Source organism: Pseudomonas sp. MPB26, assembly GCF_046605355.1.
GTDB classification, from domain to species: domain Bacteria; phylum Pseudomonadota; class Gammaproteobacteria; order Pseudomonadales; family Pseudomonadaceae; genus Aquipseudomonas; species Aquipseudomonas cedrina.
The window spans coordinates 2,161,909-2,187,792 of the sequence record NZ_CP176793.1; the positions used below are offsets into that span (position 1 = coordinate 2,161,909).

The following is a 25,884-nucleotide window of genomic DNA, read 5'->3' on the forward strand; positions in this document are numbered from 1 at the left end:
CGGTGGCTCAGCCAGCTCATCGTTGCCTGACACTGCGCTATCGCGGGCAAGCCCGGCTCCCACAGTGACCTCTTTTGGCTTTAGAGCATGCGTTCCAGCCCGACAGAGGTAGCGAACCAGGCATTAAACCTGCGCCACCAACTGCCTGGCTCATCGGTCAGGGTATGCAATTGGCCGTTATCTTCGGTCACCCACACCACTTGCCCATCCTGCAATTTCGCTTCATAGCTCAACGCCGGCGCCATGCCTTGCAGCGCCAGGTTGCGCACGTGTTCCGCCAACTCGGGACTGTCCACCAGCACGCCGACTTCGGTGTTCCACAGCACTGAACGTGGATCGAAGTTGAACGACCCGATAAACGACTTCGTGCGATCGAAGATCATCGCCTTGCTGTGCAGGCTGGAATCCGAGCCACGAAACGAGCCGCGTCGAAACAGGTGCGGCCCGCTACCTGCGCTGGGGTCACCGGGCTGGCGGCGCAATTCGTAGAGTTTTACCCCGTGTTCCAGCAGTGCCTTGCGACAGGGCGCATAACCACCGTGCACGGCCGGTACGTCAGTGGCTTCCAGGGAGTTGGTCAGCAGGCTGACCGACACGCCGGCATCGGCGCGCCCGGTCAGGTAAACCAGCCCCGGTTGCCCCGGCACGAAATACGCCGAGATCATCACCAACTCATGCGTGACCCCGTCCAGTTCCGGCGCCAGTTGCGTGGTGAGCAACAACCGAGGGTCCGGGTCGGCCTTGGCCAGCACTTTGCTCGGTGCGTCCCACAGCGCCTGGTTCCAGGCCCAGATCAGCTCACGGCGCCAGGTGTCCATGCGCGGTTGGGTCTGGTAGGTGCGCAAGCGGTTGTACAGCGCGTGGTTCTGCTGGCGCGACTCGGCCAGGGAGGCTTCCAGGCGCACGCGCGCAGCGGCCAGGTCGCCTCTGGACGGCGTAATGGAGACGAAGTCATCAATCGGCTTGCTCAGCGCACTGTTCCAGTACTGGTCGAAACTGTGTCCCAGTTGCTCGGCCACTGGCCCCACGCTGAGCATGTCGATATCAGTGAAGTTCAGGTTGGGCTCGGCATCGAAATATTCGTCCCCCAGGTTGCGTCCGCCGACGATGGCCACGCTGTTGTCCGCCAGCCACAGCTTGTTGTGCATGCGCCGATGTTGCAGCGACAGGTTGAACAGGCGGCCCATGGCCCGCGTCACGCCGGTGCTGCGGCCCAGGTGCAAAGGGTTGAACAGGCGGATCTCGATGCTGGGATGGGTGGCGAGGGTGGCGATGACCTGGTCGAGGCCGTCGCTGGTGGTGTCGTCCAACAGGATGCGCACGCGCACGCCACGATCGGCAGCCTTGAGCAGTTCGTCCACCAGCATGCGGGTGCTGATACCGTCATGCACGATGTAATACTGCAGATCGAGGCTGGTCTGGGCGTTGCGGATCAACTCGGCGCGGGCCATGAACGCCTCGCTGCTGTTGGGCAACAGGCGGAAGCCCGAACGGCCCTGGTACGGCGCGGCCTGGGCCTGGATCGAGCGGCCGAACGACGACTGCACGGCGGGCAGGGCGTCGCTGGGGATTCGCGGTGCGTGCACTGTGGCGCAGCCGCCCAGGGCCAGGGCTCCCAACAGGAAAAACGGAAATAGCCGTTGAATCATCAAGGGAGTTGCTTCCAGATCAGGGCGGTTGTCGGTATATGACGGCTATTTCCCAGGAAAGGTCAGTCGACCGCTTCGGCCATCAATTTGCTCGCGGCTGCACCGACCTTGCGCACGGCTTCTTCGATTTGAGCGGTTGGCTTGGCAGCGTAGTTCATGCGCAGGCAGTTGCGGTATTTGCCCGATGCAGAAAAGATGCTACCCACCGCGATCTGTACGCCTTGCTCCACCAGCATCCGGTTGAGCTTGAGGGTGTCGAAGCCTTCGGCCAGTTCTATCCACAGCATGAAGCTGCCCTGGGGGCGGCTGGCGCGGGTGCCCGCAGGGAAATAACGGCTGACCCAATCGAGCATCAGGTCGCGGTTGCGTTGGTATTGGCTGCGCATCCGGCGCAAATGGGGCTCAAAATGCCCACCCTTGAGAAATTCGGCGATCGCGATTTGTGGCTGCGTGGCGGTGCAGCCGGTGCTGATGTACTTCATGTGCAGCACCCGTTCCAGGTATCGGCCGGGCGCGACCCACCCGATGCGCAAGCCCGGCGCCAGGGTTTTCGAGAAGGAACTGCACAGCAAGACACGGCCGTCTTCGTCGAAGGACTTGATGGTGCGTGGGCGTGGGTAGCTGTAAGCCAGTTCGCCGTATACATCGTCTTCGATAATCGCCACGTCAAAGCGCTGGGCCAGGGTCAGCAACGCACGTTTGCGCGCCTCCGGCATGATGTAGCCCAGCGGGTTGTTGCAGTTGGGCGTCAGCTGGATGATTTTGATCGGCCACTGCTCCAGGGCCAATTCCAGGGCTTCAAGGCTGATGCCGGTGATCGGGTCGGTGGGAATTTCCAGGGCTTTCATGCCCAGGCCCTTGAGGGTCTGCATCGCGCCGTGGAAGCTCGGTGAGTCCACCGCGACGATATCGCCAGGTTCACAGATAGCGTGAATGCTGGCCGACAGCGCCTCATGGCAACCGGTGGTGATCACAATGTCCTCGGCTGTGAGCTGGCAGCCGGAATCCAATGACAGTCGCGCAATTTGCTCGCGCAATTCCATACAGCCGAGGATGTTGTCGTAATACAGACCGGGCAAGTCCTGGCGGCGACTCACCCGCGCCAGGCTGCGCAGCAGGGGCTTGAGGGTGGGCGACAATACATCCGGCATGCCGCGACCCAGCTGTATGACATCTTTGCGCGGGACCGCGCGGATCAACTCCAGCACCTGGTCCCACTGGGAAATCTCCACCGGCCTTTGAGCCGGGCGGCCAACCTCGGGCAGCGCGGGCAGCTCGCGACCGACCGGTACGAAGTAGCCGGATTTCGGCTTGGGCATCGCCAATCCATTGTCTTCCAGCAAACGGTAGGCCTGCTGCACGGTGCTCAGGCTGACCCCGTGCTCCACGCTCAAGGCCCGTACAGAAGGCAGGCGATCACCGGGGCGGTAGAAGCCCTGTTCGATACGCGTGCCCAGTAATTCGGCGAGGTTTACATAGAGGGTCATGGCGGTTGCTCCCGGAGCACCAGTACAGATAAGCGCAAAATACACGATTCAGCCGCTCATAGGCAGCGTCTGTATGGATTTAATAAAGTTTGGTTGAATCTGTAATGGTTTTTGCCGCGCGCCCATGCTGGTCTCTCATGGCAACACAGCAAATGAGGGGCAAGAAACATGAACGGAATGAGCGATGTGCGGCTGGCGTTACACAGCCAAGAGCTGGAGGCTGGACAGGAACAGGCGACGGCGCCGCGCCATAACAGCGGCTGGCGTCTGTTCTGGCAGCGTCGTCACACGCGCAAGGCGTTGCTACACCTGAGCCGCGAGCAACTTCGCGACGTCGGGCTGAGCGCCGAACAGGCACGCCAGGAAGGTTTGAAGCCCTTCTGGCGCAGCTGACTTACACCAGCTCTTTGAGGCGGTGCCAGAGCATTCCCAAGGCCAGCAGCGGCGAGCGCAGGTGCTTGCCGCCGGGGAAGGTCATGTGCGGCACTTGGGCGAACAGGTCAAAGCGACCCTGTTGCTGGCCGCTGATCGCTTCGGCCAACAACTTGCCCGCCAGATGGGTGGCGTTGAGGCCGTGGCCAGCGTAGGCCTGGGCGTAATACACGTTGGGTTGGTCGGCCAACCGGCCAATCTGCGGTAGGCGGTTCGCCCCGATGCCGATCATGCCGCCCCATTGGAAATCGATCTTCACCTCGGCCAATTGCGGGAACACGCGCAGCATTTTTGGACGCATATAGGCGCCGATGTCCTGGGGATCACGGCCGGAATAGTGGCAAGCACCGCCGAACAGCAGACGGCGGTCGGCGGACAGCCGGAAGTAGTCCACCGTGACACGCTGGTCGCACACCGCCATGTTCTGCGGCAACAGGCTGGTAGCCTGGGCTTCGCTCAATGGCTCGGTGGCGATGATGTAGCTGCCGGCTGGCAACACTTTGCCGCTCAGGTGAGGGTTGAGGCCATTGAGGTAGGCATTGCAGGCCAGCACCAGGGTCTTGGCGCGCACGTTGCCCCGGGCGGTGTGCACGTTGACTTCAGCACCGTAGTCGATGCGCGTGACTTGGGACTGTTCGAACAGCTTCACGCCCAATTGCTGCGCCGCGGCGGCTTCACCCAGGGCCAGGTTCAGCGGGTGCAAGTGGCCGGAGCCCATATCGATCATGCCGCCTACATAACGCTCGGAACCGATCACGCTGCCCATTTCGCTGGCTTGCAGCAGGCGTACTGCATGCCGGTAACCCAGGCTGCGCAGTTCTTCAGCGTCTTCGGCCAAACCCTGCAGGTCACGCGGTTTGTTGGCGAGGTCGCAGTAACCCCAGGTCAGGTCGCAGGGGATGCGAAAGCGCTCGACGCGCTCACGCACAATCTCCACGGCTTCCAGGCCCATCAGCTTCATCTGGCGTACGCCGTCGGTGCCGATCGCATTGGCGAACTGGTCCAGGCCATGGCCGACACCGCGAATCAACTGGCCGCCATTCCGTCCGCTGGCGCCCCAGGCGATCTTGCGCGCTTCGAGCAACACCACGCTGAAACCGCGTTCGGCCAGCTCCAATGCCGTGTTGAGCCCGGAAAACCCCCCACCGACCACGCAAACGTCGGCCGTCACTTCGCCCTTAAGGGCCGGGTAGTCGGGCTGCGGCAGGCTGCTTGCGGCGTAGTAAGACGCGGTGTGCTGGGCGCTGGCGGTCATGGGGCATGCCTGTTTGGAAAATTTGACGCAGGATACAACGGTCGGACGAAGCTGTCTGCGCAGCTCATTTTGCGGCAGAATCCACGCTTATTCGCCGTTCGGTATGGGTTTTGATGAGTTGCAACAGTCAGAAAATCAGTGCGCTGCGTCGGCAGATACCGTCGTTCGAATGCGTCCCCGGTTGTCACGATTGCTGCGGGCCGGTGACCACCTCGCCCGAGGAGATGTCACGCCTGCCCCGTAAGACCGCCGCCGAGCAGGATGCCGCCATGGATGAGCTGAACTGCGTGCACCTGGGGCCCAATGGCTGCACGGTGTACGACGAAAGGCCGCTGATCTGCCGGCTGTTCGGCACCACCAAGAGCTTGCCGTGTCCCAATGGGCGGGGGCCGGTTGAGCTGATTCATCCGCGGGTGGAAAAACAGATTCATGAGTACATGGCGAGCACGCGGCAAGTGCTGGTCTGAAGGATGCATGCGGTTAAAAATGTGGGAGCTGGCTTGCCTGCGATAGCGGTATGTCAGGTAAACAGGTGCTGACTGATCCACCGCTATCGCAGGCAAGCCCGCTCCCACATTGACCGTGTTGTGTCAGTGGGTCAGTCAGGGATCGGCAGGTTCAGGCTCTCCTTCACCTCTTCCATCACGATATAGCTCTTGGACTCCCGCACATGGGGCAGTTTGAGCAGGATATCGCCGAGCAGTTTGCGATAAGACGCCATCTCGGAAATTCGCGCTTTTACCAGGTAATCAAAGTCCCCCGACACCAAGTGGCACTCCAGCACATGGGGCAGCTTCAACACGGCGCGGCGGAATTCCTCAAAGGTGTCGCCGGACTTGTAATCGAGGCTGATCTCGACAAATACCAGCAAACTGCCCTTTAAATGCTGCGGATTGAGCCGTGCGTTGTAGCCCATGATGATCCCCTCGCGCTCAAGTCGGCGCACCCGCTCGGTGCACGGCGTGGTCGACAGCCCAACCTTTTCTCCCAGCTCCGTGAACGAAATACGCCCATCGGTTTGCAGGATGCGCAGAATATTGCGATCGATCTTGTCCAGCTCCCGCTTGGTCTGGGTGTTGGTACGCATAGGGGATACGCCTCTGTGAAAAGGGTTTTTGCCGAGAATTGTCGCCAAATATAGGCACTTATATAGTGAATTGCACTGGCTATAGTTTTTTACACTGCGCTCATCATTGCTCGAATAACACACGTCAGCGGCCTTGCCCGCGATGAGGATATAAAATGCGCGTTCTGGTCTTGGGTAGCGGCGTCATTGGTGTGACCAGTGCCTACTATTTGGCGCGGTCCGGCTTTGACGTGGTCGTGGTCGACCGGCAGCCCGCCGCGGCCATGGAAACCAGTTTCGCCAACGCCGGCCAGGTGTCCCCAGGGTATGCGTCGCCATGGGCCGCTCCGGGTGTGCCGCTCAAGGCCATCAAATGGCTGTTGCAGCGCCACGCACCGCTGGCCATCAAGGCCACCGCCGATATCGATCAATACCTGTGGATGGCGCAGATGCTGCGCAACTGCACCGCCAGCCGTTACGCGGTGAACAAGGAGCGCATGGTGCGTCTGTCCGAGTACAGTCGCGATTGCCTCGACGAACTGCGCGCCGATACCGGCATTGCCTACGAAGGCCGCAGCCTTGGGACTACCCAACTGTTCCGCACACAGGCCCAGCTCGATGGCGCGGCCAAAGACATTGCGGTGTTGAAGGAGTCCGGCGTGCCGTTCGAACTGCTCGACCGCGCCGGCATCGCCCGCGTCGAGCCGGCCCTGGCCAATGTCACGGACATCCTCGCCGGTGCCCTGCGCCTGCCGAACGACCAGACGGGCGACTGCCAGATGTTCACGACCCGCCTGGCCGACATGTGCAAGCAATTGGGTGTGGAATTTCGTTTCGAGCAGGATATCCAGCGCCTCGATTACGCCGGCGACCGCATCAACGGCGTGTGGATCGACGGCAAGCTGGAAACCGCCGACCGCTACGTGCTGGCCCTCGGCAGTTATTCGCCGAAATTGCTCAAGCCGCTGGGGATCAAGGCGCCGGTCTACCCGCTCAAGGGTTATTCGCTGACCGTGCCGATCACCAACCCGGCGATGGCACCGACTTCCACCATCCTGGACGAGACCTACAAGGTTGCGATCACCCGTTTCGACAACCGCATCCGCGTCGGCGGCATGGCTGAAATAGCCGGTTTTGACCTGTCGCTCAACCCGCGCCGACGCGAAACCCTGGAGATGATCGTCAACGACCTTTATCCTCAGGGCGGCGATTTGACCCAAGCTTCGTTCTGGACCGGCCTGCGCCCGACCACACCCGACGGCACGCCAATTGTCGGAGCTACCCCGTTCAAGAACCTGTTCCTGAACACCGGTCATGGCACCCTCGGCTGGACCATGGCCTGTGGTTCCGGTCGCTTGCTGGCCGACCTGATGGCGAAAAAGACGCCGCAGATCAGCGCCGCAGGCCTCGATATTTCCCGTTATGGCAACCACCAGGAGTCCGCAAAACATGTCAATCCAGCGCCAGCTCACCAATGAGCGCATGAGCCAGATCGTTGTCCACAGCGGTACCGTGTACCTGGCCGGGCAGGTCGGCGACGACATGAATGCCGGGATTGAACAGCAGACCCGGGAGACCCTGGCCAACATCGAGCGTCTGCTGGACCTGGCCGGTACCGACAAGACCAAGCTGCTGTCGGTGACGATCTACCTCAAAGACATCGATGCCGATTTTGCGGGCATGAACCGAGTGTGGGACGAGTGGCTGCCCAAAGGCGTCGCTCCGGCTCGCGCCACCGTTGAAGCCAAGCTGTGCGAACCGCAAATCCTGGTGGAGCTGTCCGTCGTGGCGGCCATGCCTTAACAACGATCCCTCTCCCGGCGCTGACGCAATTTGTCGGTGCCGGTTCTTTTCACTCTGCCGCCTAGAAGCCCGCCGCCATGCGTCCAGCCCGTGCCCTCATCGACCTTAAGGCCCTGCGCCACAACTACCAACTGGCTCGCGAAGTCACCGGGGCCAAAGCCCTTGCGGTGATCAAGGCCGATGCCTACGGCCATGGTGCCGTGCGCGTGGCCCAGGCGCTGGAGGCCGAGGCCGATGGGTTTGCCGTGGCCTGCATCGAGGAAGCCCTGGAGCTGCGCGCCGCTGGCATTCGTGCGCCGGTGTTGCTGTTGGAAGGTTTTTTCGAAGCTGACGAGCTGCCGCTGATCATCGAGCATGACTTGTGGTGCGTGGTGCATTCGTTGTGGCAACTGGAGGCCATCGAACAGGCCAGGCTGGGCAAACCGCTGACTGTCTGGCTCAAGCTCGACTCGGGCATGCACCGCGTTGGCCTGCACCCCAAGGACTACCACGAGGCTTACCAGCGCCTGCTGGCCAGCGGAAAAGTGGCCAAGATCGTGTTGATGAGCCATTTTGCCCGCGCCGATGAGCTCGACTGCGTACGCAGTGATCAACAGGTGGCGGTGTTTGAGGCGGCGCGCCAGGGCTTGTCGGCCGAGGTCAGCCTGCGCAATTCGCCGTCGGTGATGGGTTGGCCGAAGGTTTCCAGTGATTGGGTGCGCCCCGGCATCATGCTCTACGGCGCCACGCCGTTTGGCGAAGAGCAGGCGGTGGCTTCGCGTCTGCAACCGGTGATGACCCTGGAATCCAAGGTTATCTGCGTACGAGAACTGCCGTCCGGCGAGCCGGTGGGTTACGGTGCCAAATTCATCACGCCAAAACCGATGCGCATCGGCGTGGTGGCCATGGGTTATGCCGACGGCTACCCGCGCCACGCACCGACGGGCACGCCGGTGATGGTGGCCGGGCAACGCAGTCAGTTGCTGGGGCGCGTGTCCATGGACATGCTGTGCATCGACCTGACCGACGTGCCGCAGGCCGGGCTCGGTTCCACGGTGGAGCTGTGGGGCAAACATATCCTCGCCAGTGACGTCGCGGTCGCCGCCGATACCATTCCCTACCAGTTGTTCTGCAACCTGCGCCGCGTGCCAAGGCTCTATTGCGGCGCTTGAGCGCCAGGCACGAACGCCGCTGCCCAGGATTTAGGCCCAAGTGTTGTAAATACTGAACGCTGTCGCCATGATAACGCTCAATTACAACAAAGCCTGAATCCTAGGAGGCACCTGCATTGGACGTCGGCGAACGACTGCAATCCATCCGTAAACTGAAGGGTCTTTCCCAGCGCGAGCTCGCCAAGCGCGCGGGTGTCACCAACAGCACCATTTCGATGATCGAAAAAAACAGCGTCAGCCCCTCGATCAGCTCCTTGCGCAAGGTGCTGGGCGGCATCCCCATGTCGATGGTCGAGTTCTTTTCCGAGGAGATCCTCCAGGAAATACCGACGCAGATCGTCTATAAAGCCAATGAGCTGATCGATATCTCCGACGGCGCCGTGACGATGAAATTGGTCGGCCGGGCGCACCCTAGCCGGGCGATCGCATTTCTCAACGAAATCTACCCGCCGGGCGCCGATACGGGCGAAGAAATGCTCACCCATGAAGGCGAGGAAACCGGGATTCTGGTGGAGGGCCGTCTGGAGTTGGTGGTCGGTCTCGAAACTTTTGTGCTCGAAGCGGGCGATAGCTACTACTTTGAAAGTACCAAGCCCCATCGTTTTCGCAATCCGTTCGACGTGCCGGCGCGACTAATCAGCGCAGCCACCCCCGCGAACTTTTAACAAAAGAGGCGTCCTGCCAGCGTTGCAGAGACCCCCGTGCAGTATCCGCGAGACGGAATCTCCCTTTATTTAATAGGGTTGTTTCGGCCTGGCGGGCTAACCGTTATACTTTCGCCGCCTGCGAAACCGTGGCCGCAGGCGTGAATAGCCACCATGAGGGTGAACGCGTGAACCTAATTATGAAAATGCTGGCTGCACCAGCAACCGTACTGGCCCTATGGGCTGTCAGCGCTCAAGCTGCGACCAATGATGACATTGCCAAGCGCCTGGAGCCTGTGGGCCAGGTTTGCGTACAAGGCCAGGAATGCAAGGGGATGGAAGTCGCGGTTGCGGCGGGCGGTGGCGGGGGGGCCAAGACCCCGGACGAAGTGATCGCCAAGCACTGCAACGCCTGCCATGGCACTGGCCTGCTGAACGCCCCGAAAATCGGCGATACCGCGGCCTGGAAAGAGCGCGCCGACCACCAGGGCGGCCTCGACGGCATTCTGGCCAAGGCCATCACGGGTATCAACGCCATGCCGCCCAAGGGCACGTGTGCGGATTGCTCGGATGAAGAACTCAAGGGTGCAATCCAGAAGATGTCGGGTCTGAAATAAACCGATCTTCGTAAAAAAGCCGCTGATCAGCGGCTTTTTTGTGGGCTTAATTTGTGTTTCCAGGCTGTTCTTTGCAGCAAAGACCCGCCACGCTCTGTCCAAGCCCCAATCATGGAATGTTCAGGAGGGTCGGATGGTGCAGTTGTGTTCAATCGAGCAAGCAGTTGACGACGTACTGGCGCGCTTGCCGGCGCATATCCACATGGGCATGCCGCTTGGCCTGGGCAAGCCCAACCTGTTTGCCAACGCGCTGTACCGCCGTGTCGCCAAGTTGCCGGAGCGGTCGTTGACGATCTATACCGCGTTGAGCCTGGGCCGACCCACACTGGGCGACGGCTTGCAGAAACGCTTTCTCGAGCCCTTTATCGAGCGGGTGTTTGGCGATTATCCCGAACTGGATTTCCTCGCCGACCTGCACAAAGACCGTCTCCCGAAAAACATCCACGTGCAGCAGTTCTTCATGCAGCCCGGTAGCCTGCTCCACAGCGAGTCGGCCCAGCAGGATTACGTCAGCAGCAACTACAGCCACGCTGCCCGCGACATCAATGCCGCAGGCCTGAACCTGGTGGCGCAATTGGTGGCGAGCAGCCCGGAACACCCTGATCGTCTGAGCCTCAGCTGTAACCCGGATATTTCGCTGGATCTGTTGCCGATGATTGCCAAGCGACGTGATGCCGGGGAAACCATCCTGATCGTGGGCCAGGTTCACACCGAATTGCCCTATATGCCGGGTGATGCCGAATTGGGCATGGATGCCTTCGACTACCTGATCGACGAAAAAGACAGCACCACGCTGTTCTCCACGCCGAACATGCCGGTGGGCTTCCAGGACCACTTTATCGGCCTGCATGCCAGCACCCTGGTGCGTGACGGCGGCACCTTGCAGATCGGCATTGGCTCCATGGGCGATGCGCTGACCGCCGCGCTATTGGCGCGCCAGGCCGACAACGAAGCCTATCGATTGCTGCTCACCGACCTCGACGTGTACCAATGGGCGCCGCTGATCAGCCGTGAAGGTGGGGTCGATCCCTTTGCCCGCGGCCTTTACGGTTGCAGCGAGATGTTCGTCAACGGCCTGCTGGTGCTGGCGGACGCGGGAATTATCCGCCGCAAAGTCTACCCCGACGTGGCGACCCAGGCGCAGGCCAACGCCGGCACCCTCGACGACGCGGCACAGCCCGACGGCATTTCGATCCACGGCGGTTTCTTTCTCGGCCCGCGCAGTTTTTACCAGCGCCTGCAGGAAATGACCCACGCCAAGCGTCTCGAATTCAACATGACCCGCATCAGCTACATCAACGAGCTCTACGGCCAGGAAGAGCTCAAGCGCCTGCAACGCCTGGATGCGCGGTTTATCAACAGCGCGATCATGGTGACGCTGCTCGGCGCGGGCGTGGCTGACCAGCTGGAAGATGGTCGAGTGCTCAGTGGGGTGGGCGGGCAGTACAACTTCGTTGCCCAGGGCCATGCGCTGGAAGGCGCGCGGTCGATCCTGATCCTGCGCAGCTGGCGCGAGTCGGCGGGGGAGGTCAGTTCCAATATCGTTTGGGATTATGGTCACTGCACGATTCCTCGGCACCTGCGCGATATTGTCATCACCGAGTACGGCATCGCCGATCTGCGTGGGCAGACGGATGCCAAGGTGATCGAGGCGTTGCTCAACATCACCGACTCACGCTTCCAGGATGATTTGATCGAGCAGGCGCAAAAGGCCGGCAAGTTGCCCAAGGATTTTCAACTGGATCCGCGCTTTGCCGACAACACGCCCGAACGGCTACAGGCAATTCAAGCGCGCCATCGTCGGTTGTTTACGGAGTATCCGCTGGGCAGTGATTTCACGGATGAGGAGCGGGACCTGTTGCGCGCGCTGAACTGGCTCAAAAGCAAGTTCAAGCTGACGGAAATTCTGGAGCTGGGCAAGGCGGCGTTGGATGCGCCAGAGCCGGAGGCGTTTCCTGGGCATTTGAAGCGGATGCAATTGGATAAGCCGCAGGGGCTTAAAGAGGACCTGTATCAGCGCCTATTGCTGGCGGGCTTACAGGCCACCGCGCACTAATAGCAAACATAAGACTAAATGTGGGAGCGGGCTTGCTCGCGAATGCGGTGTGGCAGTCAAAATATGCATCGAGTGATCCACCGCATTCGCGAGCAAGCCCGCTCCCACATTTTTAACCGTGTTCGCATCAGATACGTGCGAGGTCGCGATTACTCGATAAAGGTGACGACGCCACCCGCCAGCGATTTAACCCGCGCCAGTGACTCGACCCGATAACCCTGCGCATCCAGCTCCGCGCGGCCACCCTGGAACGACTTCTCGATCACGATCCCCAAGCCCGCGACCGTTGCGCCCGCCTGCTTGATGATCGAAATCAACGCCTGGGACGCCTTGCCGTTGGCCAGAAAGTCATCAATTACCAACACGCGGTCGCTGCTGGCCAGGTGGCGCGGGGAAATCGCCACGGTGCTTTCGACCTTCTTGGTGAAGGAATACACCGTCGCCGACAGCAGGTTTTCCGTCAGGGTCAGGGATTGCTGCTTGCGCGCGAAGATCACCGGCACGCCAAGGTTCAGGCCCGTCATAATCGCCGGTGCAATGCCCGAGGCCTCGATGGTGACGATCTTGGTGATGCCCGAATCCTTGAACCGCGCGGCGAATTCGTCGCCGATCAGCTTCATCAGCGCCGGATCGATCTGGTGGTTCAGAAAGGCGTCGACCTTGAGAACCTGATCGGAAAGCACGATGCCTTCTTCACGAATTTTCTTATGCAGTGCTTCCACGGAAAGCTTCCTCTAATGGCGGGTGTGCGCCGAAAGTAGATTAAAAAGTAGTCGATTCTAGCGTTTTAACATGGCGCGTATATCCGCCAGGGCGGTGTTGCCGCGAACGGCCTTCACCTCGGTGGGCGTGTCGTCATTGCCTTCCCAGGCGAGGTCGTCCGGCGGCAGCTCATCGAGGAAGCGGCTGGGGGCACAGTCGATGATTTCGCCGTATTGCTTGCGCTTGGCGGCAAAGGTGAAGGCCAGGGTCTGACGCGCGCGGGTAATACCCACGTAGGCCAGGCGCCGTTCTTCTTCAATGGTGTCGGCCTCGATGCTGGAGCGGTGCGGGAGAATTTCCTCTTCCATGCCCATGATGAACACGTAGGGAAATTCCAGGCCCTTGGAGGCATGCAAGGTCATCATCTGCACGCCCTCGGCGCCGTCTTCCTCTTCTTGCTGGCGCTCGAGCATGTCGCGCAGCACCAGCTTGCCGATGGCGTCTTCGACGGTCATTTCACCGTCTTCGTCTTTTTCCAGGGTGTTCTTCAAGGCCTCGATCAGGAACCAGACGTTGCCCATGCGGTAGTCCGCGGCCTTGTCGCTGGAGCTGTTGGTGCGCAGCCAGTTCTCGTAGTCTATGTCCATGACCATGCTGCGCAGGGCGCTGATCGGGTCTTCACCGGCGCATTGCTCGCGCACTTTGTCCATGAAGCGCTTGAAGCGCGACAGGCGATCGGTGAAACGCGTGTCCAGGTGTTCGCCCAGGCCGATTTCGTCGGTGGCGGCATACATCGAGATCTTGCGTTCGGTGGCGTAGTTACCAAGCTTTTCCAAGGTCGTGGAGCCAATCTCCCGACGGGGCACGTTGATCACGCGCAGGAAGGCGTTGTCGTCGTCCGGATTCACGATCAGGCGGAAGTAGGCCATCAGGTCCTTGACTTCCTGGCGTCCGAAAAAGCTGTTGCCGCCTGACAAGCGATAGGGAATCTGATGGTGCTGCAGTTTCAACTCGATCAACTTGGCCTGGTAGTTGCCTCGGTACAGGATGGCGAAATCGCTGTAGGGCCGGTCGGTGCGCAGGTGCAGGCTGAGGATTTCCAAGGCCACGCGCTCGGCTTCGGCGTCTTCGTTGCGGCAGCGGATCACACGGATCTCATCGCCGTGGCCCATCTCGCTCCACAGTTGTTTTTCGAATTCGTGGGGGTTATTGGAAATGAGCACGTTGGCGCAACGCAGGATGCGGCTGGTGGAGCGGTAGTTCTGCTCCAGCATCACTACTTTCAAGGACGGGTAGTCGACCTTGAGCAGCATCAGGTTTTCCGGGCGCGCGCCGCGCCAGGCATAGATCGACTGGTCGTCATCGCCCACCACGGTGAACTGATTGCGCGTGCCGATCAGCAGCTTCACCAGCAGATACTGGCTGGCGTTGGTGTCCTGGTATTCGTCCACCAGCAGGTAGCGCACCTTGTTCTGCCATTTTTCAAGGATGTCGGCGTGTTCCTGGAACAGCTTGACCGGCTGCAGGATCAGGTCATCGAAATCCACTGCGTTGAACGCTTTAAGCGTGCGCTGGTAGTGGGTGTAGACGATGGCGGCGGTTTGTTCCTTGGGGTTACGTGCATTTTCCAGGGCCTGGGCGGGCAGGATCAGGTCGTTTTTCCAGGCGCCGATCATGTTCTTGATCTCGTCGACGCCGTCGTCGCCCGCGTATTCCTTCTGCATGATGTCGGTCATCAGGGCCTTGACGTCGGTCTCGTCGAAGATCGAGAAGCCCGGCTTGTAGCCCAGCCGCGCATGCTCCTTGCGGATAATGTTCAGGCCCAGGTTGTGGAACGTGCACACGGTGAGGCCACGGCCTTCGCCACCCTTGAGCAGGGTGCCGACACGCTCTTTCATCTCGCGCGCCGCCTTGTTGGTAAAGGTCATGGCGACGATGTACTGGGCGCGGATGCCGCAGTTCTGGATCAGGTGCGCGATCTTGCGGGTGATCACGCTGGTCTTGCCGGAGCCTGCACCGGCGAGCACCAATAGAGGGCCGCCGACGTAGTTCACGGCTTCTTGCTGCCGGGGGTTGAGTCGGGACATACGCAGTTCAGGGAGTCGTTATTCAAAAGGGCGGGCATTTTAACAGGCTGGCAGGATTCTGCCCTGTCAGAACGACAGTGTGACGTACCACTCGATCTAAATTTGCCGGTTTTGCTACTTTGCCGCAGGATGTGGGGGTTATGTGAGACTAATCTTTACAGTCCGCGTGTTTGGTAAGCCCTATCATTGGTGATTATCGGGGCGCAGGTCATAATGCCCGCCGCCAACGAAATCTTGCAGAGTCTAGGGAGCTAGCTTGTCTACGCCTGTCGAACCCTTGCGTTTGCTGCTGCTGGCCGATGAGCCAGCGTGGGCAGCGTTGTTGCGCGAGTGCCTGGCGCCGATGGGCGATGGGGCTGTGCTGATCAGCGCGCCAAACTGGGCGTCCGTGAGTCGTCTGTTCGATGACGACCACAGCGCCGTGCTATTGACCACGCCCAGCCTGCAACCCGGCCCTGGCCGGTGCAGCTTGCCGTGCGTGTTGCTGCTCGAGCAGGAACCGCTGGTAGCCCCCCTTGGCGTCAGCGATTGGCTGATCCGTGATGGATTGAACGCCGATACGCTGCGCCGCTGCCTGCGCCACGTGCGCGAGCGCGGGCTGCTGGAAAACACCCTGCAGCGCCTGGCCGAGCAGGACCCGCTCACCGGCATCGCCAATCGCCAGGGCTTCCAGACCCTGCTGACCGCGCGCCTGGCCGAGAACGAAGGCCGCGGCCTGGCCCTGGGTCACCTGGACCTCGACAACTTCCGGCATGCCAACGACGCCCTTGGCCACCAGGCTGGCGACCGGTTGATCCTGCAAGTGGTCTCGCGGCTCAAGAGCCAGCTCGAAGCCGGGGACCAATTGGCGCGCCTGGGCAGCGACGAGTTCGCCCTGTTGATCGACACCCGTCGTGCGCCCCAGCGTGCCGAGTGGATGGCCGAGCGCATCACCGAAGTCATGGCCGAAGCATATTGGGTGGATGGCGAAAGCCTGCTGATCGGTTGCAGCCTGGGCGTGGCGCATGCCCGCGCCCGTGCTGGCGCCGACCCGTTGATGTGGCACGCCCATATCGCCATGCAACAAGCCAAAAGCACACAGGGCTGCACCTTTCATATCTTCAACGAACGTATCAACCGCAACGCGCGCAGCCTCGCCGACCTGGAAAGCGAGCTGCGCCGTGCCTTGCGTCGTGACGAGCTGGAGCTGCATTACCAGCCACGGCTGGACCTGGACGACGGGCATATCGTCGGCCTGGAAGCCTTGGTGCGCTGGCGCCATGGCGAGCGTGGCCTGTTGCCGCCGAGCGAATTCGTGCCCTTGGCCGAGCAAAGCGGCCTGATCGTCCCTTTGGGCTACTGGGTCATTTCCCGCGCCCTTCGAGACATGCAGGACCTGCGCGAACGTGGCCTGCCGCCTTTGCACATGGCGGTCAACCTGTCGTTCCGACAGTTTCAGGACAGTCAGTTGCTCTCGACCCTCAGCCGGCTGATTGCCGAGCGTGGCGTGGAGGCGCAATGGCTCGAGTTCGAGCTCACCGAAACCGCCGTGATGCGCCGCAGCGACCTGGTCAAGCAGACCATGGACGCCCTCGGCCGTCTCGGTGTGCGGTTTTCCCTGGATGATTTCGGCACCGGTTTCTCGTCGTTCGTGCACCTCAACAGCCTGCCGATTGCCTTGTTGAAGATCGACAAGAGCTTTGTCGGCGGCATGGAAGAGCGCGAAGAGAACCGCAAGTTGGTGCACGCCATGATCAACCTGGCCCACAACCTCAATCTGGAAGTGGTGGCCGAGGGTGTGGAAACCCCAGAGCAGCTTGCGTTGTTGAGGTTGTTCGGGTGTGACCAGGCCCAAGGTTATTTGATCAGCAAGCCACTGCCGTTGCCGGAGTTGGTCGATTACCTGACGTTCGCGAAGGGCCAGCAGGCGCTGCTGGGCTAAGTTGCAAGCCAGCTCCCACACTGACCGCTTGCATCCTTCAATCCGGCTGGGCAGCCTGTAAGGTGCTGTAGGTTTCGGGCTCGCGCCGAATCATCCGCTTCATCTTCGCCTCGAACGCCCAGGTCAGGCTGACCGCCGCGCACGCCAAGCCCAGGGCTAACCCCCACCACACGCCGGTCGGCCCCCAGCCCAGGGTGAAGGCCATCAGCCAGGCCGACGGCGCGCCGATCAGCCAATAGCAACCCGCGCCGATCAGGAAGGTGGTCTTGGCGTCCTTGAGCCCGCGAATACAACCCATGGCGATGGTTTGCACGCCGTCGAACAGTTCGAACCAGGCGGCAACGGCGAGCAGGCTGATGGCCAGGACGATTACGTCATGGAACGCCGGGTTGTTGTGGTCGATGAGCAGTCCGATCAACGGGTCGGAATAGAGCCACAGCACGGCGGCAAATCCCAACATCACCGCTGCACCAAAGCCGATGCCGACGCGCCCTGCCATGCGCGCACGCAGCAGTTGCCCTGCACCGTAATGCTGGCCGATGCGCATGGTTACCGCGTAGGACATCCCCGCCGGCACCATGAAGGCCACCGAAACAATCTGCAGTGCGACCTGATGCGCCGCCAACTGCGTACTGCCCATGGTGCCCATGCACAGCGCCGCAAAGGCAAACAGGCCGACTTCCACCGCGTAGGTGCCGCCAATCGGCAGGCCCAGGCGCCACAGCTCGCGCAGGTACAGGGTGTTGAGGCGCGACAAACCGGCGCTCAGTGGGTAAGCCGCGTAGCTGCGGTTGCTGCGGATGTACCACATCAGCGCCAGCGCCATGCCGTTGGCGACAATGGCGGTGACCAGGCCGATGCCCATCAGGCCAAGTTTGGGCAGGCCGAACATGCCTTCGATCAGTGCGTGGTTAAGCAGGTAGTTGAGCACCGTGCCACCGAGGCTGATCACCATCACGGGGGTCGCCTTGCCGATGGCACTGGTGAAGCCGCGCAGGGCCATAAAGCTCAGGTAGCCGGGCAGGGCGAACGGCAATATCGTCAGGAACTGCCCTGCCGAGTGGACGTTGGTTTCGGTCTGGCCAAACATCAGCAGCAGCGGTTCGAGGTTCCACAGCAGCAGGCCCGCCGCCAAGGCCATCAGCCAAGCCAGCCACAGCCCGGCCTGGGTCAGGCGAGTGGCGCCTTCGATATCACCCGCACCGTGACGAATGGCCACCAGCGTACCCACGGCGGCAATCACACCAATGCAGAAAATCGACACGAACGAATAGCTCGCCGCGCCCAGGCCGCCACCGGCCAAGGCTTCGGGGCTCAGTCGGGCCATCATCAGAGTGTCGGTCAGCACCATCAGCATGTGCGCCAACTGTGAGGCAATCAACGGCCCTGACAGCCGCAGGATTGCCCAGAGTTCGGTACGTGCCGGATGCTGCATGATCATCACACTCTAAAGTCGTGGAGTTGGAGAAAGGGTTGATTCTCGGCGCTCTCAGCCCATTGCACAAAGGGATAAATGCGATCGTTCACATGACTTAAACTCATGCTAGTGTGCGGCATTGTCCTGTGGGAGGTTTCCATATGTCGCGTCGTCTTCCTCCGCTTTATGCCTTGCGTGCCTTCGAAGCCGCTTCTCGGCACAACTCCTTTACCCGCGCGGCCGAGGAGCTGTCCATTACGCAAAGTGCAGTGAGCCGACATGTCCGCACGCTGGAGGAGCACTTCGCTTGCCGCCTGTTCCAGCGCAGTGGTCGGACCTTGCAGCTCACTGAAGCGGCGCGCCTGTTGTTGCCGGGCGTGCGCGAAGGCTTCGCCGCACTGGAGCGCGCCTGCCATACTCTGAACGCAGGAGATGACATCCTGCGCATGAAGGCGCCGTCGACCTTGACCATGCGCTGGCTATTGGCGCGGCTCAGTCGCTTCCGGGCCTTGCAGCCGGGCAATGAGGTGCAATTGACCAGTGCCTGGATGAGCATTGACGAAGTGGACTTCAACCAGGAGCCCTTCGATTGTGCGGTGCTGTTGAGCTTCGGGCATTTTCCGGCGGACTGGGAGGCTTGTTATCTGTTCCCGGAATTGCTGATTCCCGTGGGCGCGCCGAACCTGTTGGAGGATGGCCCCTGGGACGCGGCCCGCCTGGCCACTGCCGAATTGCTGCACCCCACGCCCGACCGTCGCGATTGGCGCAATTGGCTGGAGCGCATGGGGCTGTCGTCTCAGGTGTCGCTCAAGGGTGGCCAGGTATTCGATACCCTTGAGCTCGGCATGATCGCCGCCGCCCGAGGCTACGGCGTGTCCATGGGTGATTTGCTGATGGTGGCCGAAGACGTGGCCCAGGGCCGGCTCAGCCTGCCATGGCCAACCGCCGTGGCCAGTGGCGAAAGCTACTACCTGGTCTGGCCGAAAACCCGCCCCGGTGGCGAGCGTTTGCGGCGGCTGGCGGAGTTTCTTCAGGCGGAAGTCAACGCCATGGATTTGCCCCAGGTGGAACGCCTCAATCAGCTGCGGGCAATACCGTGATGCAATCGTTTGCGAGATATCCCTGTGACGCGCTCAAGTATTGTCTCTGCCCGCCGAAGAAGGTGTGTTGGAACAGTCGTGCACCAACGATTCCCCATTAGATATTTTGCCGAGTAGCGATGAGATCAGGATGATCCTGGCCTCGGCCAGGAGCTGTCATGTCTCAACCTCGCGCTCGGATCGCCTCTCAATTAGGTATCGCGCTCGCCGTGATCCTGGCTGTCGCCATTGGTGGCAGCACCGTTTTTGCCCTGCGTTCGCTGGACGCCGCCAACCTCGCTACCCGTGAGGAACACTTGGCCAGCGAGGCGCGGCTGCTCGCTGACCAGCTCAATACGTTCCACAGTACGCTGCGTGAGAGCACCGAGCGTCTGACAGGGCTGTTTGAGAAGCGCTTCAGCGCCGGTTTGAGCGTGCGGGCGGACCAGCAAGTCGCGGTCGCCGGTGTACAGACGCCGAGCCTGTACTTGGGCAGCGAGGTCCTGAATAACAACTTCGATAAGGTCGACGAGTTCAAGCAGATGTCCGGCGGCGTGGCCACGGTATTCGTGCGCAGCGGCGACGACTTCATTCGCGTCAGCACCTCACTGACCAAGCAGGATGGCAATCGCGCCATCGGCACGGTGCTCGATCGCAATGGGCCGGCGTATCCGCGTGTTTCCAGCGGGCAGACCTACATCGGTCGCGCAGTGTTGTTCGACCGCTCCTACATGACTCAATACAGCCCGGTGCGCGACGCCAGCGGCAAAGTGATTGCGGTGCTGTTCATCGGCTTCGACTACACCGACGCCCAGAACACGCAGTTCGAAAACCTCAAGCGTTTCAGGATCGGCCAGACCGGTTCTCTCGCGTTGCTGGATGAACAAAAACGCTGGCTGGTGCCGCCCGCCGGCGTGCAAACGCCTGACCAGGCGGTCCCAGTGATGCTGGACTTGGCCAAGACCCCGAGTGTGGGCCGCTTCTGGGCCGACAAAAGCGAAGACTTTTATAGCGTCTCGGTCCCTTTCGAAGGCGGGCCCTGGGCCGTGGTAGCCAGCATGCCCAAGGCCGAGATTCGTTCGGTGACCTGGGATGTCGGCCTTCGCCTGGTGGTCGGCAGCGTGCTGGCGATGCTGCTGGCGGTCGGCGCCACGGTGTGGCTGCTGCGCAGCAAGCTGGCACCGCTGAGCGATCTGGTGCGCCAGGCCGAAGCCTTGGGCGCGGGTGACTTGAGCGCACGCCTGAACGTGTCCAGCCATGACGAAATCGGCCAACTGGCGCGCAGTTTCAACCAGATGGGTGAAGCGTTGTCGACCATGGTCTCGCACATTCGCACGGCGGCCGAACAGGTCAACAGCCGCGCCCAGGCGTTGTCCGGCTTGTCCGGCGGCGCCTATGAGGGCATGGAGCAGCAGTCCGGCGAAATCACCAGCATGGCCGGCGCGGTGGAAGAGTTCAGCGCCACCTCGCTGAACATCGCCGACAACATGGGCGCCACCGAGCGTCTGGCTCAGGAGAACGCCCAGCAAACCCGCATCGGGCGTAACTCGATGCAAGAGGCCTCGTCGTCCCTGGAACACATCGCCGCCGCCCTGAACAGCACCGCTGCGGTGATCAATACCCTGGGCCAACGCTCCCAGGAAATCGGCGGCATCGTCGGGGTGATCACGTCGATTGCCGAACAGACCAACCTGCTGGCGCTCAATGCGGCCATCGAAGCCGCGCGGGCGGGTGAGCAGGGGCGTGGTTTTGCCGTGGTCGCTGACGAAGTGCGCAACCTGGCCTCGCGCACACGCCAGGCCACTGATGAAATTTCCGGGATGATCCAGAGTATCCAGCAGGAAACCGGCAACGCCATCAGCACCATGGAGCAGGGTAACGCGCTGATGCAGGAAGGCCTGTCGCGCAATGCCGATGTCGCTTCGGCGCTGGCGCGCATCGACGAGCAAAGCCGCTCGGCCGGTGAGCAATTCGCTGCGATCACCACCGCCACCCAGGAACAGAGCAGTACCGCGACCTTGCTCAGCAGCAATCTGCAGAGCATTGCGCTGGCCAACAGCGAACAGCGTGAGGTGGTGTCGAACCTGGCGATTACGGCCAAGGAGCTTGAAACGCTGGCGGCGGGATTGCGGCATGAAGTAGACCGCTTCCGCTGAAGCCTGACCCAGGAGACACCGCAGATCAGCTGTGTGTGGATTTATGTGGGAGCCGGGCTTGCCCGCGATGCAGGCGCCTCGGTTCGTCAGACACACCGAGGTGATGCTATCGCAGGCAAGCCAGCTCCCACACAAATCGTTCCGCCTATATCTCAAGTGATCGCCGCCGGGCGGTATTGCAAAGCCTCCTTGAGATGGTCTCGGGTGATGGCATCCACCTGATCCAGATCCGCCAGGGTACGCGCCACCTTGAGCAGGCGATGAGCCGCGCGCAACGACAACGTCAGTCGCTCGCAGGCGGTCTCGAGCCAGCCTTCATCCACCTTTGCCAGCTTGCAGTGCTTGCGCAGCCCGGGCAGATCAAGGAAGGCATTCGCACAACCCTGGCGTCGTTCCTGGCGTTCCCGGGCCTTGGCCACCTCTGCCGCCGCCTTTGCCGTGTTATCGCCAGCCTGTTGGGCTGGATTCAACGCAGTGGCTTCCCGTGCGACGGTCAGATGCAGGTCGATACGATCCATCAACGGTCCGGACAGTTTGTTGCGATAGCGCTGAATCTGCTCCGGTGTGCAGCGACAACGCCCGCTGGGTTCGCCCAGGTAGCCGCAAGGGCAGGGGTTCATGGCGGCCACCAGTTGGAAGCGTGCCGGAAAGCTCACGCGATCACGGGCGCGGGAAATCACGATATGCCCCGATTCCAAAGGCTCGCGCAGCACTTCCAACACCTTGCGATCAAACTCCGGCAATTCATCCAGGAACAGTACGCCGTGATGGGCCAGGGTAATTTCCCCCGGTTGCGGCTTTGATCCACCGCCCACCAGCGCCGGCCCTGATGCCGAGTGGTGTGGCTGGCGAAACGGCCGGTGCGGCCAATGGCTCAGCGGCGCAAGACTGACCACTGACTGTATCGCGGCGACTTCCAGGGCTTCCTGCTCACTCAACGGTGGCAGCAGGCCGGGCAGCCGGCTGGCGAGCAAGGTCTTGCCGGTGCCGGGCGGCCCGCTGAACAACAGGTTATGCGCCCCCGCCGCGGCGATCAGTAATGCGCGCTCGGCCGCCAGTTGGCCCTGAACCTCATTCAGATCCGGGTAAGGTTTATTCAGGTACAGCAAGCCATCGGACTTGTAGGGCTCAATCGGTAAATGCCCGTTGAGGTGTGCCACGACCTGCAGCAAGTGATCCACGGCAATCACCTTCAACCCCGACGCCAGGCACGCTTCCTCGGCATTCGCCCGAGGCACTATCACGGTGCGCCCGGCCTTGCGCGCCGCCAGCGCGGCAGGCAACACACCCTTGACCGCCCGCACCTCGCCGGACAGCGCCAACTCACCCAGGCATTCCACATCATCAAGCATCAACGCCGGCACCTGGACGCTGGCCGCCAGGATCCCGAGGGCAATCGCCAAATCAAAACGCCCGCCGTCCTTGGGCAGGTCGGCGGGCGCGAGGTTGAGCGTGATGCGGCGGGCCGGGTATTGCAGGGCCGAGTTGAGGATGGCGCTGCGCACGCGGTCCTTGCTTTCCTTGACCGCCGTTTCCGGCAGGCCCACGAGTGTCAGGGATGGCAAACCATTGGCCATGTGCACTTCGACGGTGACGGCGGGGGCTTCGACGCCGATCTGGGCGCGGCTGTGGACGATGGCGAGGGACATGCTCGTTCCTTGAAAGGGGAGGCCGCTTCCTGCGGTTTTTCAAGGGTAGACGAGGTGGGGGAAAGCGCGGCGGGGGAGGTTTTACAGAACGTATCCGTGAGGGTGCGCAGGGCCCGTGTGGGAGCAGGCAAGCCAGCTCCCACATTGAACGCGATTATTCAGTAATAGTGGGTGTGAGCCTGGCTTCCAGTTCGGCCACTTTCGCCTCCAGGCTCTCCAACCGTGCACGGGTGCGCGCAAGCACCACCATCTGGCTATCAAACTCTTCGCGGCTCACCAGGTCGAGTTTGCTGAAGCCGCTTTGCAGCAGCGCCTTGAACTGGCTTTCGATTTCATTGCGAGGCAATTGGGTTTCACCGCTGAACAAGCGAGAGGCGTGGCCGCTCAGGGCGTCGAGGAGGTCTTTGGGCGCGAGCATGGGAAATATTCCGGAATAACTGTTGGCGAGCAGTGTATCACGCAGCGTCTATAGTCTTTTCACGGTGGCGAGCGCACGGTTTTCGCGCAGGGTGCCGGGCGCCGTCGCACTGTTTTTGTGCGCATTAGCGCCGCCGGAACGCCCCGAGGGTGGGCATAAGTGGGCAAAGGACTGATTTCAGTGATTTTTACGGAGCTGGCAAGGTTTCTGCTTAGACGATCATGACCCATGCACTGATGCAGTCGCTGTGACGAATGCAGTGCGCCGATGGATCAGGGGGTACAGGTTTCGTCACCAGTGGTTCGCTGGCGTCGCAAAGGCAAATGCCGAGGCGACGATGCGTTACAAAGCCAGGCACTGCGCTTAGACTTGAGACGGGTTTGTTTTCCTGGGGCAAGTCCACCAATTCGGGAGAGAGTTTTCATGAAGCTAGTCACTGCCATCATCAAGCCGTTCAAGTTGGACGATGTACGCGAGTCGTTGTCCGAGATCGGCGTGCAGGGCATTACCGTTACTGAGGTCAAGGGCTTCGGTCGGCAGAAGGGTCATACCGAGCTGTACCGCGGCGCGGAATACGTGGTCGATTTCCTGCCGAAGGTGAAGATTGATGTCGCCATTGACGACAAGGATCTTGACCGGGTTATCGAGGCGATAACCAAGGCCGCCAACACCGGCAAGATTGGTGACGGCAAGATCTTCGTGGTCAATCTGGAACAGGCTATTCGCATCCGTACCGGCGAAACCGATACCGACGCAATCTAAGCCGCCAAACCCCAACGCCCCAGGAGAAAACAATATGACTCTGCGTAAATTCGCAGGGCTCGGAGCCCTGTTGTCCATCGTAATGCCAAGCCTGGCCATGGCGGCAGACGAAGTGGCTGCTCCAGTCCTCAATTCCGGCGACACCGCGTGGATGCTGACCGCCACCGCTTTGGTGCTGTTCATGACCATCCCCGGCCTGGCGCTGTTCTACGGCGGCATGGTTCGCTCCAAGAATATTCTGTCGGTGATGATGCAATGTTTTGCCATCACTGGCTTGATCAGCATCCTGTGGGTTGTCTACGGCTACAGCATCGCGTTCGATACCACCGGTATGGAACAGGGTGTGGTCAACTTCAATTCCTTTTTCGGCGGCATGGGCAAGGCGTTCCTGGCGGGCGTTACCCCGGCCAGCATCACCGGGCCTGCGGCGCTGTTCCCGGAAGCGGTGTTCATCACCTTCCAGATGACCTTCGCCATCATCACTCCGGCACTCATTGTCGGTGCGTTCGCCGAACGCATGAAGTTCTCCGCGATGCTGATCTTCATGGCTATCTGGTTCACCCTGGTTTATGCGCCTATTGCGCACATGGTGTGGAGCGGTAATGGCGGCCTGCTGTGGGACTGGGGCGTGCTGGATTTCGCTGGCGGCACCGTGGTGCACATCAACGCTGGTGTGGCCGGTCTGGTGGCGTGCATCGTGCTTGGCAAGCGTAAAGGCTTCCCGACCACCCCAATGGCGCCGCACAACCTCGGTTACACCCTGATCGGTGCGGCTATGTTGTGGATCGGCTGGTTCGGCTTCAACGCCGGATCCGCCGCCGCGGCCAACGGCACTGCCGGCATGGCGATGCTCGTCACCCAGATTGCCACCGCTGCCGCAGCGCTGGGCTGGATGTTCGCCGAGTGGATCACCCACGGCAAACCAAGCGCACTGGGTATCGCCTCGGGCGTGGTGGCCGGACTGGTTGCCGTTACCCCAGCCGCTGGCACCGTGGGCCCGATGGGCGCCCTGGTGATCGGTTTGGTCGCCGGTGTGATCTGCTTCTTCTGCGCGACCAGCCTCAAGCGCAAGCTGGGCTACGACGACTCCCTGGATGCATTCGGTGTGCACGGTATCGGCGGTATCGTCGGTGCGATTCTCACTGGTGTGTTCGCAGCGCCTGCATTGGGCGGCTTCGGCACCGTGACAGATGTCGCTGCACAGGTCTGGATCCAGTGCAAGGGCGTGGGCTTCACCGTGATCTACACGGCGATCGTGACCTACGTCATCCTCAAGGTGCTGGACATGGTCATGGGTCTGCGGGTAACCGAAGAGGAAGAGGCTGTCGGCCTCGACCTGGCGCAACACAACGAACGCGGCTACAACTTGTAAGTACGCGAAAAAAAATGCCCGGCTTGCCGGGCATTTTTTTGCCTGGCGTTTGTCAGTCATAACAATCCGTGCCGGTTTTGCGCCGCATTTGTGATGGGATGCATACGGCACTTTCAAGGGTGCGAATGTCTTACAGGCATGTAGGCGTATTCGGCACTTTG

Annotated in this window: 22 protein-coding genes; 13 read left to right on the forward strand and 9 right to left on the reverse strand. The window is 61.3% G+C overall.

Translation table 11 applies throughout. The features are described 5' to 3' along the window. Positions 1-80 precede the first annotated feature (80 nt). Both ACLH0H_RS09890 and ACLH0H_RS09895 read right to left on the reverse strand, forming a co-directional pair. A complete protein-coding gene (locus tag ACLH0H_RS09890) occupies positions 81-1,649 on the reverse strand; it encodes a phospholipase D family protein (protein ID WP_411381866.1) in 1,569 nt (522 codons plus the stop codon). A 62-nt stretch (positions 1,650-1,711) separates the two neighbouring features. After that, positions 1,712-3,136 (reverse strand): PLP-dependent aminotransferase family protein, encoded by a 1,425-nt coding sequence (locus ACLH0H_RS09895; RefSeq protein WP_411381867.1) that lies wholly within the window; start codon positions 3,134-3,136, stop codon positions 1,712-1,714. A 168-nt stretch (positions 3,137-3,304) separates the two neighbouring features. Between ACLH0H_RS09895 and ACLH0H_RS09900 the strand changes: the two genes are divergently transcribed. Then, the gene (locus tag ACLH0H_RS09900; protein WP_411381868.1) at positions 3,305-3,529 is read left to right on the forward strand and encodes a DUF1127 domain-containing protein; all 225 of its coding nucleotides are present in this window, start codon (positions 3,305-3,307) and stop codon (positions 3,527-3,529) included. A gap of 1 nt (position 3,530) precedes the next feature. On the opposite strand, the gene ACLH0H_RS09905 is transcribed toward ACLH0H_RS09900, so the two are convergent. After that, complete coding sequence (locus ACLH0H_RS09905; RefSeq protein WP_411381869.1) at positions 3,531-4,823, reverse strand: NAD(P)/FAD-dependent oxidoreductase; 1,293 nt, start codon at positions 4,821-4,823, stop codon at positions 3,531-3,533. 113 nt (positions 4,824-4,936) lie between these two features. Between ACLH0H_RS09905 and ACLH0H_RS09910 the strand changes: the two genes are divergently transcribed. Then, complete coding sequence (locus tag ACLH0H_RS09910; protein WP_076952027.1) at positions 4,937-5,290, forward strand: YkgJ family cysteine cluster protein; 354 nt, start codon at positions 4,937-4,939, stop codon at positions 5,288-5,290. 131 nt (positions 5,291-5,421) lie between these two features. Here the strand turns inward: ACLH0H_RS09910 and ACLH0H_RS09915 are convergent, their stop codons facing one another. Then, positions 5,422-5,910 carry an Lrp/AsnC ligand binding domain-containing protein gene (locus ACLH0H_RS09915; protein WP_003176896.1) on the reverse strand — a complete coding sequence of 163 codons (489 nt, stop codon included), beginning with the start codon at positions 5,908-5,910 and terminating at the stop codon, positions 5,422-5,424. A 155-nt stretch (positions 5,911-6,065) separates the two neighbouring features. Between ACLH0H_RS09915 and dadA the strand changes: the two genes are divergently transcribed. The 6 genes from dadA to ACLH0H_RS09945 all read left to right on the forward strand — a co-directional run bounded on the left by dadA (position 6,066) and on the right by ACLH0H_RS09945 (position 12,160). Continuing rightward, positions 6,066-7,367, forward strand: coding sequence for a D-amino acid dehydrogenase (dadA, locus tag ACLH0H_RS09920; RefSeq protein ID WP_411381870.1), 1,302 nt, complete (start codon positions 6,066-6,068; stop codon positions 7,365-7,367). Beyond that, complete coding sequence (locus tag ACLH0H_RS09925; protein ID WP_411381871.1) at positions 7,339-7,692, forward strand: RidA family protein; 354 nt, start codon at positions 7,339-7,341, stop codon at positions 7,690-7,692. Before dadA ends, ACLH0H_RS09925 begins: the two co-directional genes overlap by 29 nt. 77 nt (positions 7,693-7,769) lie before the next feature. Beyond that, positions 7,770-8,843: an alanine racemase gene (gene alr / locus ACLH0H_RS09930; RefSeq protein ID WP_411381872.1), complete on the forward strand. Its 1,074-nt coding sequence runs from the start codon at positions 7,770-7,772 to the stop codon at positions 8,841-8,843. Positions 8,844-8,959: 116 nt separating this feature from the next. Then, positions 8,960-9,508 (forward strand): cupin domain-containing protein, encoded by a 549-nt coding sequence (locus ACLH0H_RS09935; protein WP_003176893.1) that lies wholly within the window; start codon positions 8,960-8,962, stop codon positions 9,506-9,508. Between the two features lie 179 nt (positions 9,509-9,687). Next, positions 9,688-10,104, forward strand: a complete 417-nt coding sequence (locus tag ACLH0H_RS09940) for a c-type cytochrome (protein ID WP_186686981.1) — start codon at positions 9,688-9,690, stop codon at positions 10,102-10,104. 133 nt (positions 10,105-10,237) lie between these two features. Next, positions 10,238-12,160, forward strand: coding sequence for an acetyl-CoA hydrolase/transferase C-terminal domain-containing protein (locus ACLH0H_RS09945; RefSeq protein ID WP_411381873.1), 1,923 nt, complete (start codon positions 10,238-10,240; stop codon positions 12,158-12,160). Between the two features lie 149 nt (positions 12,161-12,309). Here the strand turns inward: ACLH0H_RS09945 and ACLH0H_RS09950 are convergent, their stop codons facing one another. Together ACLH0H_RS09950 and rep are read right to left on the reverse strand one after the other, a co-directional pair. Next, positions 12,310-12,882, reverse strand: coding sequence for a xanthine phosphoribosyltransferase (locus ACLH0H_RS09950; RefSeq protein ID WP_411381874.1), 573 nt, complete (start codon positions 12,880-12,882; stop codon positions 12,310-12,312). 57 nt (positions 12,883-12,939) lie between these two features. After that, complete coding sequence (rep, locus tag ACLH0H_RS09955) at positions 12,940-14,949, reverse strand: DNA helicase Rep (RefSeq protein WP_411381875.1); 2,010 nt, start codon at positions 14,947-14,949, stop codon at positions 12,940-12,942. Positions 14,950-15,205: 256 nt separating this feature from the next. Here rep and ACLH0H_RS09960 point away from each other — a divergent pair, with 256 nt between their 5' ends. Next, positions 15,206-16,870: a putative bifunctional diguanylate cyclase/phosphodiesterase gene (locus ACLH0H_RS09960; protein WP_411381876.1), complete on the forward strand. Its 1,665-nt coding sequence runs from the start codon at positions 15,206-15,208 to the stop codon at positions 16,868-16,870. Positions 16,871-16,907: 37 nt separating this feature from the next. Here ACLH0H_RS09960 and ACLH0H_RS09965 read toward each other — a convergent pair whose 3' ends face one another. Continuing rightward, positions 16,908-18,311, reverse strand: a complete 1,404-nt coding sequence (locus tag ACLH0H_RS09965) for a NorM family multidrug efflux MATE transporter (protein WP_411381877.1) — start codon at positions 18,309-18,311, stop codon at positions 16,908-16,910. 137 nt (positions 18,312-18,448) lie between these two features. Here ACLH0H_RS09965 and ACLH0H_RS09970 point away from each other — a divergent pair, with 137 nt between their 5' ends. Beyond that, the gene (locus ACLH0H_RS09970; RefSeq protein ID WP_411381878.1) at positions 18,449-19,387 is read left to right on the forward strand and encodes a LysR substrate-binding domain-containing protein; all 939 of its coding nucleotides are present in this window, start codon (positions 18,449-18,451) and stop codon (positions 19,385-19,387) included. A 158-nt stretch (positions 19,388-19,545) separates the two neighbouring features. Beyond that, positions 19,546-21,522: a methyl-accepting chemotaxis protein gene (locus ACLH0H_RS09975; protein WP_411381879.1), complete on the forward strand. Its 1,977-nt coding sequence runs from the start codon at positions 19,546-19,548 to the stop codon at positions 21,520-21,522. Between the two features lie 152 nt (positions 21,523-21,674). On the opposite strand, the gene ACLH0H_RS09980 is transcribed toward ACLH0H_RS09975, so the two are convergent. Together ACLH0H_RS09980 and ACLH0H_RS09985 are read right to left on the reverse strand one after the other, a co-directional pair. Then, a complete protein-coding gene (locus ACLH0H_RS09980; RefSeq protein ID WP_411381880.1) occupies positions 21,675-23,171 on the reverse strand; it encodes a YifB family Mg chelatase-like AAA ATPase in 1,497 nt (498 codons plus the stop codon). A gap of 154 nt (positions 23,172-23,325) precedes the next feature. Then, on the reverse strand, positions 23,326-23,589 hold the full coding sequence (locus ACLH0H_RS09985; RefSeq protein WP_186686408.1) for an accessory factor UbiK family protein: 264 nt from the start codon (positions 23,587-23,589) through the stop codon (positions 23,326-23,328). Positions 23,590-24,012: 423 nt separating this feature from the next. Between ACLH0H_RS09985 and glnK the strand changes: the two genes are divergently transcribed. Together glnK and ACLH0H_RS09995 are read left to right on the forward strand one after the other, a co-directional pair. After that, on the forward strand, positions 24,013-24,351 hold the full coding sequence (gene glnK / locus ACLH0H_RS09990; RefSeq protein WP_002555808.1) for a P-II family nitrogen regulator: 339 nt from the start codon (positions 24,013-24,015) through the stop codon (positions 24,349-24,351). A 34-nt stretch (positions 24,352-24,385) separates the two neighbouring features. Further along, a complete protein-coding gene (locus tag ACLH0H_RS09995; protein WP_411381881.1) occupies positions 24,386-25,723 on the forward strand; it encodes an ammonium transporter in 1,338 nt (445 codons plus the stop codon). Positions 25,724-25,884: the final 161 nt, after the last annotated feature.

Coding starts and splice junctions, on each gene's coding strand:
- ACLH0H_RS09890 (WP_411381866.1), bottom strand. CDS start 1,649: ATGATTCAACGGCTATTTCCGTTTTTCCTGTTGGGAGCCCTGGCCCTG.
- ACLH0H_RS09895 (WP_411381867.1), bottom strand. CDS start 3,136: ATGACCCTCTATGTAAACCTCGCCGAATTACTGGGCACGCGTATCGAA.
- ACLH0H_RS09900 (WP_411381868.1), top strand. CDS start 3,305: ATGAACGGAATGAGCGATGTGCGGCTGGCGTTACACAGCCAAGAGCTG.
- ACLH0H_RS09905 (WP_411381869.1), bottom strand. CDS start 4,823: ATGACCGCCAGCGCCCAGCACACCGCGTCTTACTACGCCGCAAGCAGC.
- ACLH0H_RS09910 (WP_076952027.1), top strand. CDS start 4,937: ATGAGTTGCAACAGTCAGAAAATCAGTGCGCTGCGTCGGCAGATACCG.
- ACLH0H_RS09915 (WP_003176896.1), bottom strand. CDS start 5,910: ATGCGTACCAACACCCAGACCAAGCGGGAGCTGGACAAGATCGATCGC.
- dadA (WP_411381870.1), top strand. CDS start 6,066: ATGCGCGTTCTGGTCTTGGGTAGCGGCGTCATTGGTGTGACCAGTGCC.
- ACLH0H_RS09925 (WP_411381871.1), top strand. CDS start 7,339: ATGTCAATCCAGCGCCAGCTCACCAATGAGCGCATGAGCCAGATCGTT.
- alr (WP_411381872.1), top strand. CDS start 7,770: ATGCGTCCAGCCCGTGCCCTCATCGACCTTAAGGCCCTGCGCCACAAC.
- ACLH0H_RS09940 (WP_186686981.1), top strand. CDS start 9,688: ATGAAAATGCTGGCTGCACCAGCAACCGTACTGGCCCTATGGGCTGTC.
- ACLH0H_RS09945 (WP_411381873.1), top strand. CDS start 10,238: ATGGTGCAGTTGTGTTCAATCGAGCAAGCAGTTGACGACGTACTGGCG.
- rep (WP_411381875.1), bottom strand. CDS start 14,949: ATGTCCCGACTCAACCCCCGGCAGCAAGAAGCCGTGAACTACGTCGGC.
- ACLH0H_RS09965 (WP_411381877.1), bottom strand. CDS start 18,311: ATGATCATGCAGCATCCGGCACGTACCGAACTCTGGGCAATCCTGCGG.
- ACLH0H_RS09970 (WP_411381878.1), top strand. CDS start 18,449: ATGTCGCGTCGTCTTCCTCCGCTTTATGCCTTGCGTGCCTTCGAAGCC.
- ACLH0H_RS09975 (WP_411381879.1), top strand. CDS start 19,546: ATGTCTCAACCTCGCGCTCGGATCGCCTCTCAATTAGGTATCGCGCTC.
- ACLH0H_RS09980 (WP_411381880.1), bottom strand. CDS start 23,171: ATGTCCCTCGCCATCGTCCACAGCCGCGCCCAGATCGGCGTCGAAGCC.
- ACLH0H_RS09985 (WP_186686408.1), bottom strand. CDS start 23,589: ATGCTCGCGCCCAAAGACCTCCTCGACGCCCTGAGCGGCCACGCCTCT.
- glnK (WP_002555808.1), top strand. CDS start 24,013: ATGAAGCTAGTCACTGCCATCATCAAGCCGTTCAAGTTGGACGATGTA.
- ACLH0H_RS09995 (WP_411381881.1), top strand. CDS start 24,386: ATGACTCTGCGTAAATTCGCAGGGCTCGGAGCCCTGTTGTCCATCGTA.